The organism is Methylobacterium sp. UNC300MFChir4.1, from assembly GCF_900110155.1.
Lineage (GTDB): Bacteria > Pseudomonadota > Alphaproteobacteria > Rhizobiales > Beijerinckiaceae > Methylobacterium.
Genome location: NZ_FOCS01000009.1, coordinates 220,353 through 229,692, shown reverse-complemented (window position 1 = coordinate 229,692; position 9,340 = coordinate 220,353). Strand labels below are relative to the sequence as shown.

The following is a 9,340-nucleotide window of genomic DNA, read 5'->3' as shown; positions in this document are numbered from 1 at the left end:
TTCGGCGTGGGCGACGAGGCGGTCGAGCCAGTCGCCGAAGACTTCAGCGTCGGAGTTGAGCAGGACGACGGCGCGGCCCTGGCGCAGGCCGAGGGCGCGGTTGACCGAGCGGACGAAGCCGAGGTTGCGCTCGTTCTCGACGAGGTGGAACAGGCCGCGGCCGGCGAGGGCGGCGAGGTCTGCGGACAGCTGCGGGTCGGGGGAGCGGTCGTTGACGGCGAGCAGGGTGAAGGGGGTGGCCTGGGGCGCCGACAGGCAGGCGTGGAGGGCGCGCAGGGTCTCACCGCGGCCCTTGTAGACGGGGACGATGACGACGACGCGGGCCTGCGCGATGGGCAGGGCCCGGGGCAGGCGGTCCCACGCGTCGGCCGCCGGGGCCTCCATGGGCGGGTAGGTGCCGAGATCCTCGGGGCAGCCCATCAGCCCGGCGGCCCGGCCGGTGCGCACGTAGTGCAGGAATGGCGACTCCCCGGGACCCAGCAGGTGCCCGTAGGTCTCCCGGTAGAACGCGATCGAGAAGGCCTTGCTCGGGTCCCGGCCCTCGTGCTGCCCGTAGGCGACGAAGTGGGCGAGCGGGGCGTCGGCGGCGTCGGGGTTGCGCTTGGCGTAGAAGGCGGCGTCGAAGAACGGCGCGACCGTCCGGGCCTCGTCGGCCAGCGCCGCCTCCCGCGAATCCGGCGTGCCGTAGCGGGGGTGGAAGGCACCGGCCGCGATGTCGGTCCCGTGCATCAGCGCCGTGGCGAGGCGGTGGACGAGGGGCGCGAGGCCCGTCTCGCGCATCCCGGGATGCGCGTCGGCGTAGGCCTGCCCGTCGAAGTCGGGCCTGGGGTTGCGGCCCGCGCGCCAGCCGGTGTCGCAGTAGTCGCGCACCGCGTCCTCCGCCTCCGACAGCCCGTAGCGCGCCCGGTAGAAGCCGTGGTCGAAATGCCCCGCCACCAGCCGCGCCTGCAGGTCCAGGAACGCGTCCCGCTCGAGGGTCTCCTGCCCGATCGCCCCGAGCCAGCCCGTGTCCTCGACCGGCGCCCGCGCCGGCCGCAGCCCGCAGACCCGCAGCAGCGCCGCCAGCGTCGAGCGCCCCGGGCCGGGATCGCGCAGCTCCCGCCAGCCCGCCTCGGCGAAGTGCAGGAACGGCTCGCGCCCGCCCACGTCCGGGTAGGTCGCCCGGTACCAGTCCGCGTCCACCGCCGGCAGGTTCAGCCGGTGCGGCCCCGCGAACGGCTCGGCCCCCGTCAGCCGGGTCTCGGCGACGTAGCGGAAGAACGGGTCGTCCGCGACCGCCCGGCTGCCGGCCCGCGCCTGCACGTAGCCGGCCGGGTCGAAGTCCGGCCGCGGGCCGATCCGCGCCCGCCAGCCCTCCGCCACGTAGTGGCGCAGCAGCTCCGTGTCCGGGGCATCGGCCAGCGCGTCGGCCTGCGGTCCGGGCAGGCGCTGCCGGTAATGGGCGGCGTCGAAGTAGGGGGCGAGGGTCTCGATCCGCAGGGCGAGCGCGGCCTCCGGGTCGGGGCGGGCCGGTCCGCCGTGGAGGACGTAGTGGACCAGCGGGTTCCGGGTGGCGAAGGTGATCCCGCGGCTGAGGCAGTAGGCCAGGGTGTCGAAGTGCGGCGCCGGCTCGCGGCCCTCGCGCCAGCCGGAGGCCATGTAGTGGTCGACCGGGTCGACGCCGGCGGCGGCGAGGTCGGGATTGCCGGCGAGGTAGAAGGCGCCGTCGACGAGGCGGCGGGCGAGGCGGTGGGCCTCGGCCGTGTCGGGCTTCGGCAGGGCGGCCGCCTCCCCCTCCCCTTCACGTCCGGCGCGGCGGCGCGCGAGGGCGTGCAGGAGCGGGTTGATGCCGGCGCGGGCGAGGTGGGGATGGGCGGCGAGGTAGGCGGCGGAGTCGAAGTCGGGGCGCGGGTCGCGGCCCGCGCGCCAGCCGTGGACGAGGTAGTCGCGCACCGGGTCGGCCGTGATCCCGTACCAGCTCGCGTAGAACGCCGCGTCGACGTGCGGGGCCAGGGCGGCGATCAGGCGCGCCTCGAGATCCGCGCCGGTCGCCGCGCCCGCCCAGCGTCGGTGCAGCGCCGCCGGCGTGGCCAGCGGGTCGCGCAGCCGGCCGAGGCGGCGTCGCATCCGCGTCAGGGCCGAGATCCGGCCGGTCCCGTCGGAGTCGCGGCGCATCTCAGGACTCTGCGGAGGGGCGTTCGCCGCGGGCCGTCACGGGGCGCGGGATCCATCGGCCGCCCGCCGGGCGGGCGCCGTCGAGGCGCGGGGCTCTGATCGGGTCATGGGCGGCAGCTGGCGGGCAGCGTCGGAGGCGCGAGGCGGCGCGGGAGCGATCGTCCTGTCGGACACAAGTCGCACTAGCGGAACCGGCCGAATCCGTAAACCGCGGGGCGCCGCCGGCGTCCGCGCCGCGGGCCATGCCGCGGGTCATGCCGCGGACCGGCGGAGGGGCCTTGCTGTCGACCGTATTTCGATATATCTGAAAATTCGTCATATCGAAATCGAGTCGTCTCCATGCATCCCTATGTCTCGGACGGCCTGCACGCCGATCCCTTCGACGCCTTCCGCGTCCGCGCCCATCGCGGGCCGATGGGCGGCGACCCCCGCGGACGGCACGGGCCCCACGGCCACCCGGGTCGCGGTCCCGGCGACCGCCGGATGTTCGGCCGCGGCGGCCGCGGCGACCTCGCGCGCTTCTTCGCCCACGGCGACCTGCGCCTCGTCATCCTCCACCTGATCGCCGAGAAGCCGCGCCACGGCTACGAGATCATCAAGGCGATCGAGGAGCGGGTCGGCGGCGCCTACAGCCCGAGCCCCGGGACCGTCTACCCGACGCTGACCCTCCTGGAGGAACTCGGCCACGTCACGGTGACCCCCGGGGAGGGCACCAAGCGGCTGCACGCGATCACGCCCGAGGGGCAGGCCTTCCTGGACGGCAACCGCCCGACCCTCGAGGCGATCCTCGCCCGGATGGCGGAGGCCGAGGCCGCCCGGGGCGACGGTCCCCCGCCCTCGGTCGTGCGCGCCAAGGAGGGGCTGAAGCTCGCCCTGCAGATGCGGCTCGCCCGCGGCCCGCTCAGCCCCGAGCAGGCCGCCGCCATCACGGCGGCCCTGGAGGCGGCGACCGCCGCGGTGGAGCGGGCGTGACGGGCCGTCCCGCGCCCGTCACCGGACCCATCACCGGACCCATCACCGGGACGCGGCCGGTGCCCGACCCGCGGCTCGGCAGCCTCGTCCTCGGGATCACCCTGTTCCGGCCGCGGCCGGACCAGGTGGCGCGCGTCCGGGCCCTGGCCTCGGCCGGCGACGCCGCGGTGATCGCCTTCGACAATGGCGGCCTCCCGGCCGGGACGGCCGACCAGCTCGCCCGGGCCGGCGTGACCCTGCTGTCGGCGGGCACGAATCTCGGCATCGCCGAGGCGCTCAACCGGATCGCGGCGGCCGCCCGCGCCGCGGGGGGCGGGACCCTCCTCCTCCTCGACCAGGACGCCGAGCCGCCCGCGGATCTCGCCGCCGCGCTGCTGGCGGCGCGGGACCGGCTGCGGGAGGCCGGGATCCCGGCGGCGGTGGTGGGCCCGGTCCCGGCGCCGGCACCGGGCCACAAGGCGCCGGCCTACCCGCCCCGTCCCGGCGCGCCGGCACGCGACGGCCTCGCTCCCGTGCAGTTCCTGGCGACCTCGGGCTCGCTCGTCGACCTCGACGCCTTCGCGCGGGTCGGGCCGTTCCGCGGCGACTTCTTCATCGACGGGGTCGAGCTCGAATGGTGCTTCCGTGCCTGGAGCCTCGGCTACGGCTGCTACCGAGCCGACGCCGTCGCGATCCCGCACCGCGTCGGCGGCGGGACGATCCGGGCCTTCGGGATCACGATGCCGCGCCAGCCCCTGTTCCGCATGGCGACCTACCTGCGCAACGCGATCTACGCGTGGCGGCTGCCGCACGTGCCGCCGCGCTGGAAACTCGCCCAGGCCGCCTACCTGCCGCTCCAGGCCGGGCTGTACTGGGCGGATTCGGGCTTCCGGCCCGCCGTGCTGCTCAGGCTCCTCGCGGCCGCGCGCGACGGCGCCCTCGGGCGCCTCGGGCCGCCCCGGGACCTGCCCCGGGACCTGCCCCGGGACCTGCCCCGGGACCTGCCCCGGGACCTGCCGTGACCGACCGCCCTGCCCTCGACGTCGTGATCGTCAACTGGAACGGCGGCGGCCTGCTGCGCGCCTGCCTCGCGAGCCTCGCGGCCGCGCGGGACGCCGCGGCCGTGCAGGTCACCGTGGTGGACAACGCCTCGACGGACGGCTCCACCGAGACCCTGCCCGCCCTGCCCCGCCCGCTGCGGCTGATCCAGAACACCGCGAATCTCGGCTTCGGCCGGGCCTGCGACCAGGGCGCCGCCGCCGGCGACGCCCCCGCGATCCTGTTCCTGAACCCGGACACGCAGGTCGCGCCCGACGCGCTCGGCGTGGCCCTGGCCGCCCTGGCGGCCGACCCGCGGACCGGGATCGTGGGCGCGCGGCTCGTCGACCCGGACGGGCGGACCGCGCGCTCCTGCGCCCGGGCGCCCTCGGCGCTGGGGCTCCTCGGCCGCGCCCTGGCGCTGGACCGCCTCGGCCTCGTGCGGCCGCACTTCCTGCTGGAGTGGGACCACGCGGAGGACCGCGCCGTCGACCAGGTGATGGGCGCCTTCCTGATGATCCGCCGCGACCTGTTCCGGAGCCTCGGCGGGTTCGACCCGCGCTTCTTCGTCTACTGGGAGGATGCCGACCTCTGCGAACGGGCCCGGGCGGCGGGCTTCGCGGTGCGGCACGTGGCCGGGGCGGTCGCCCGCCATGTCGGCCAGGGCACGACCCGGCAGGTGCGGGCGCGGCGGCTGTTCTACTTCCTGCGCAGCCAGATCCTCTACGCCGGCAAGCACCACGGCGCCGCGACGGCCCTCGGCCTGGCGGCGGCGAGCTTCGGCGCGCAGGTGCCCCTGCGGCTCGCCCTGGCTCTCGCCCGCCGCTCCCCCCGGGAGGCCGCGGAGGTCCTGCGGGCGGCGGGCCTCCTGGCCGCGGCGCTGCCGGGGCTCGTGCCGGACCTCCTGCGGGCCGCGCGCGTGCGGCCCGCCGCTTGAGCGGGCCGGCGATGCCGCGCCCTGTCCGCGCGCCCGCCGCGCAGGGGCCGGCCGCCCGATCGACCCGGACGCGGCCGTGAGCCTGCCGATCACCGGCGACGGCCGGTTCTGGGCCCTTGCCTTCCTGGGCCTCGGCTTCCCGGCCTGCCTCGCGCTGGCCTGGATCGGTCTCACGGGTGAGACCCCGTCCGCCCTCGCCGTCTGCGGCCGGCTCGCCGGCATCGCGGCGTTCCTGGGCCTGGGGCTCGCCGCCCTGGCCCTGGCGACCCGGGGCCGGGCCGCGCTGTTCGCGCTGCTGTGCTTCCCGGCCTCGCTCGCGGCCGCCTCTGGACCGGACGGGCCCGTCCTGGCGCTGGCGGCGCTCGCGGCCGCGCTGCTCAGCCCCCGGCCGATGACGGGCCGGCACGGATCGGCGCGCCGCGCCGGCGCGGCGCTGGCGATCGCCCTGGTGGTGCTGGCGCGGCCGGCCTGCGCGCCCCTCGTGGGGATGCTGCTGGTGCCGTTCCCGCCCCCGGGGCGACGCGTCCGCGCCTGGCGGGAGCGGCTGCCGCTCGCCGCGCTCGCCCTGCTGCCGGCCCTGCTGCCGGCCGCGAGCCCCGGGCTTCCGCCCCCCGGCGCGGCGGGGGGCGGATTGGTGTCCCTGCCCGTCCCGCTGCCCGGGTTCCTCACCGGGGTCTGGGCCGCCGCGCTGCTGGTGCCGCCCGTCGCGCTGCGGCGCGGCCCCCTGCCCCCGCCCGCGGAGCGGCTGTGGCTCTCGGGCTGCGCGCTGCTCGGCCTCTGGCTGGCGGTGCTGCCGCAGGCCCTCGCCCCGGCGGGCGGCCTCGGGGGGATGCAGGCCCGGGACCTGCTGCCGCTGGCGCCGATGCTGATCCTGGCCTTCGCCCGGGGGCGGATCGGCACCGCGGCGGCCCTGCGCTGGCCGGCCCTGCTCCCGGTGCTGGCCGCCGCCCTCGACGCGGTGGTGCTGCCGATGATCGCGCTGCGGGCGTAGCGGGCGCTCAGTCCCGGTCCAGGAACTCCAGGAGCGCCCGGTTGAAGGCCTCGGGCCGGGTGACGCTGTGGGCGTGGCCGCCCTCCGGGGCGAGGGCGAGCCGGGCCTTGGGCAGCGCCGCCGCCAGCCGCTCGGACCGGGTGTAGGGCACCAGCACGTCGTCCCGGGCGGCCATGACCAGGGTCTCGTGGCCGATCGACCCGAGACGGTCCGCGATGGTGAAGCGCTCCAGGGCGGCGATGCGGGTCAGCACGGTCTCGGCGCCGGGGAAATGCGCCAGGGCCTGCGCCGCGTCGGCTTCGACCCGGTCGGCCTCCGCGGAGAGCCAGGGGGCCGGGTACAGGAAGATCGCCTGGGCCCGCACGTAGGCCTCCGGCCCGCCCCCGGCCAGGATCGCCCGGCGGGCCGCGAAGCAGCGGCGCGTGGCCGGGTCCATCGCGTCCCAGCCGTTGATCACGACGAGGCGCCCGACCCGCCCGGGGGCGTCCAGCGCCATCTGGAGGGCGATCAGGCCGCCGAGCGCGTGGCCGACCACGTCGGCCCGGTCGATCCCGGCCGCGTCCAGCACCCCGAGCGCGTCCCGCGCCATGGCGGGGATGTCGTGGTCCGGCGCGAGCCGGCCGGGCGAGCGCCCGGTGCCGCGGTGGTCGTAGGTGACGACCCGGAACCGCGCGGTCAGAGCCGCCATCTGCGGCGCGAAGTAGCCCGCCGCGCCGCCGAGGCCCGGCGAGAGCAGCACCGGCCGCCCGCCCGCCGGGCCGGCCAACGCGTGGGGGAGCGGGCCCATCAGCGGCCGATATGGGCGATCGCGGCGATCTCCACGCGGGCCTCGGGCTTCACGAGGCCGCACTGGATGCAGTAGCGCGCGGGCTTCTCGCCCGGGAAATACTCGGCGTAGACGGCGTTGATCGCCGCGTAGTCGGCCCAGTCCGCCAGGAAGACGTGGTTGAAGGTGACGTCGTCCATGGTGCCGCCCGCGGCCTCGACCACGCCCCGGATGGTCTCCAGCACGTGGCGGGTCTGGGCCGCCGCGTCGCCGACATGGACCACGTTGGCCTCCGCATCGAGCGGCAGCGTGCCCGAGACGTACAGGATCCCGTCGGCCAGGGTGCCCGGCACGTAGGGGGCCAGCGGCTTGCCGGTCCCCGGCGGTATCACGACCTGCTTGGGCATTCCCCTGCGCCTCCCGCGCGCGACCTGTCGGCCGGGCCGGGCAGGCCGCGCGGGAGGCCGCGTCGCGGCGGTCTTCGCGCACCCTGCCGGTCACCGGCCGGGCGCGCGATGCACTTATCCGGCCAGATCGCCGCCGGATGTACCGCCATATGTATCGATCCCGGCGTGTGAGGACGCCCCGAGGGCGGCCTCGAAGGCGGCGACGTCCGAGACCCAGCCGAAGAAGGTCTCGATGTTGGCGAGCGCCGCGTGCTGCAGGCTCTCCGGCCCCGCCTGGTGCGTGGCGTCGGCCAGCACGATCCCGAAATACTCCCGGTGGAACCCGTCCCGCAGCGTCGACTCGACGCAGACGTTGGTGGCGATGCCGGTGAAGACCAGCGTGGTCACGCCCCGGGCCCGCAGGGTGCTGTCGAGGGGCGTGTTGTAGAAGCCGCTGTAGCGCGGCTTGCCCATCACGATGTCGCCGGGCTCCGGATTCAGGGCGTCCACCAGCGCGTAGTCCCAGGATCCCTTGGCGAGCAGCTGCGCGTTCGCTTCAGGATTCCGCCGCATCGTCTTGAGGGCGTTGGATTTGTGCCAGTTCGGCGAGCCCGGGCCACCGGCCTCGACATAGGCCGGGTCCCAGCCGTTCTGGAACCACAGGACCGGGATGCCGGCGGATCGCGCCGCCGCCACCGCCCGGGCGATCCGGGCGATCACCGGGCCGGTGCCCGAGACGTCGAAGCCGGCCCGGTCGAGGTAGCCGCCCGGGCTCGCGTAGGCGTTCTGGACGTCCACCACGATGAGGACCGTGGTCGCGGGATCGAGGGCGACCGGCTCCGGGCGGGCCGGCAGGACGACGCCGCCGTGCCGGCCCTGGGCGTCGCGGTAACCGGCGGGGCGATCCATCTGGCGATCCATCGGTCGGTCCATCGGGCGGTCCATCAGGCGACCTCGGGCAGTGCCGCCGCCGTCACGTGCCGGCGCGACCGCATCAGGGGCTGGATCCGGGTCCCGAAATCGTCGAGGCCCTTGAGGAAATCGTCGAAGACGAGCAGCACGCCCTCGACGCCGTCGATGGTCATGACGGCGTCGAGCATCGCGGCCACGCTGGCGTAGCTGCCCACCAGGGTGCCCATGTTGAGGTTCACCGCCGAGGTCGGGTCGGCGAGCTGGCGCACGTTGGTGTCGCTGCCGGACTTGGTGTCGGCCGCGCCCTGGACGCCGAGCCACGCGATCGCCTCGGCATCCGCGCCCGCCTTGTAGTGCGCCCAGGTCGCCATGGCGGCGTCGTCGGTCTCGTCGGCGATGATCATGAACAGCGCGAAGGCGGTCACCCGCCGCCCGGTCCGCGCGCCGGCCTCGGCGAGCGTCTCCACCACGGGCGCGAAGGCGGTCGGCGTGTTGAGCCCCTTGCCCAGACAGAAATTGTAGTCGGCGTACTGCGCCGTGAAGGCCAGTCCGGCGCCGCTCTGGCCGGCGCAGATGATCTTCACCGGCGCCTGCGGCCGGGGGCTCAGCCGGCAATCGTTCATCTGGAAATACGTGCCCTTGCGGTCGCTGGCGCCCGTCTCCCACAGGTCGCGCAGGATCTGGGCGTACTCGGCCAGGTAGTCGTAGCGTTTGGCAAAGTAGTCGTCGCCCGGCCACAGGCCCATCTGGTCGTATTCCGGCTTCTGCCAGCCGGTGACGAGGTTCAGGCCGAAGCGCCCGTCGGAGATCGAATCGATGGTCGCGGCCATGCGCGCCACGATGGCGGGCGGCAGGCACAGGGTCGCCGCGGTGGCGAACAGCCGGATCCGGGTGGTGACGGCGGCGAGCCCCGCCATCAGGGTGAAGGATTCGAGGTTGTGGTCCCAGAACTCGGTCTTGCCGCCGAAGCCGCGGAGCTTGATCATCGACAGGGCGAAGTCGAGCCCGTAGCCCTCCGCCTTCAGGGTGATCGCCTTGTTGAGCGCGAAGCTCGGGCGGTACTGCGGGGCGTTCTCCGACAGCAGCCAGCCGTTGTTGCCGATGGGGATGAACACCCCGACACTCATGGCCTGTGCCGGACGGGCATCGGCGCTGTCGTCCGCGTGGCTCTGCATCGTCGTCCCGCGCTCCGCCCGGTCGGTCCC

Annotated in this window: 9 protein-coding genes; 4 read left to right on the top strand and 5 right to left on the bottom strand. The window is 75.8% G+C overall.

Annotated features, from left to right (window positions below; all coding sequences use genetic code 11):
- Positions 1-2,154, bottom strand: a 2,154-nt coding sequence (locus BMY19_RS14770; protein WP_139215642.1) for a glycosyltransferase, incomplete at its 3' end; no start/stop codon positions are given.
- Positions 2,155-2,493: 339 nt separating this feature from the next.
- Between BMY19_RS14770 and BMY19_RS14765 the strand changes: the two genes are divergently transcribed.
- The 4 genes from BMY19_RS14765 (at position 2,494) to BMY19_RS14750 (ending at position 6,071) form a co-directional block, all read left to right on the top strand.
- Positions 2,494-3,126 carry a PadR family transcriptional regulator gene (locus BMY19_RS14765; protein WP_100252125.1) on the top strand — a complete coding sequence of 211 codons (633 nt, stop codon included), beginning with the start codon at positions 2,494-2,496 and terminating at the stop codon, positions 3,124-3,126.
- A complete protein-coding gene (locus tag BMY19_RS14760) occupies positions 3,123-4,127 on the top strand; it encodes a glycosyltransferase family protein (RefSeq protein ID WP_170862969.1) in 1,005 nt (334 codons plus the stop codon). Before BMY19_RS14765 ends, BMY19_RS14760 begins: the two co-directional genes overlap by 4 nt.
- Positions 4,124-5,080, top strand: a complete 957-nt coding sequence (locus BMY19_RS14755) for a glycosyltransferase family 2 protein (RefSeq protein ID WP_091978328.1) — start codon at positions 4,124-4,126, stop codon at positions 5,078-5,080. The genes BMY19_RS14760 and BMY19_RS14755 overlap by 4 nt, the downstream gene beginning before the upstream one ends.
- Before the next feature lie 76 nt (positions 5,081-5,156).
- Positions 5,157-6,071: a DUF2142 domain-containing protein gene (locus BMY19_RS14750; protein ID WP_100252124.1), complete on the top strand. Its 915-nt coding sequence runs from the start codon at positions 5,157-5,159 to the stop codon at positions 6,069-6,071.
- Between the two features lie 7 nt (positions 6,072-6,078).
- Here BMY19_RS14750 and rutD read toward each other — a convergent pair whose 3' ends face one another.
- The 4 genes from rutD to rutA all read right to left on the bottom strand — a co-directional run bounded on the left by rutD (position 6,079) and on the right by rutA (position 9,262).
- On the bottom strand, positions 6,079-6,861 hold the full coding sequence (gene rutD / locus BMY19_RS14745; protein ID WP_170862973.1) for a pyrimidine utilization protein D: 783 nt from the start codon (positions 6,859-6,861) through the stop codon (positions 6,079-6,081).
- Positions 6,858-7,244, bottom strand: coding sequence for a pyrimidine utilization protein C (gene rutC / locus BMY19_RS14740; protein WP_100252122.1), 387 nt, complete (start codon positions 7,242-7,244; stop codon positions 6,858-6,860). Before rutC ends, rutD begins: the two co-directional genes overlap by 4 nt.
- Before the next feature lie 114 nt (positions 7,245-7,358).
- Entirely contained in the window at positions 7,359-8,144 is a 786-nt protein-coding gene (gene rutB / locus BMY19_RS14735; protein WP_280141630.1) for a pyrimidine utilization protein B, read from the bottom strand.
- Positions 8,145-8,167: 23 nt separating this feature from the next.
- Positions 8,168-9,262 carry a pyrimidine utilization protein A gene (gene rutA / locus BMY19_RS14730; protein WP_091677692.1) on the bottom strand — a complete coding sequence of 365 codons (1,095 nt, stop codon included), beginning with the start codon at positions 9,260-9,262 and terminating at the stop codon, positions 8,168-8,170.
- Positions 9,263-9,340 lie beyond the last annotated feature (78 nt).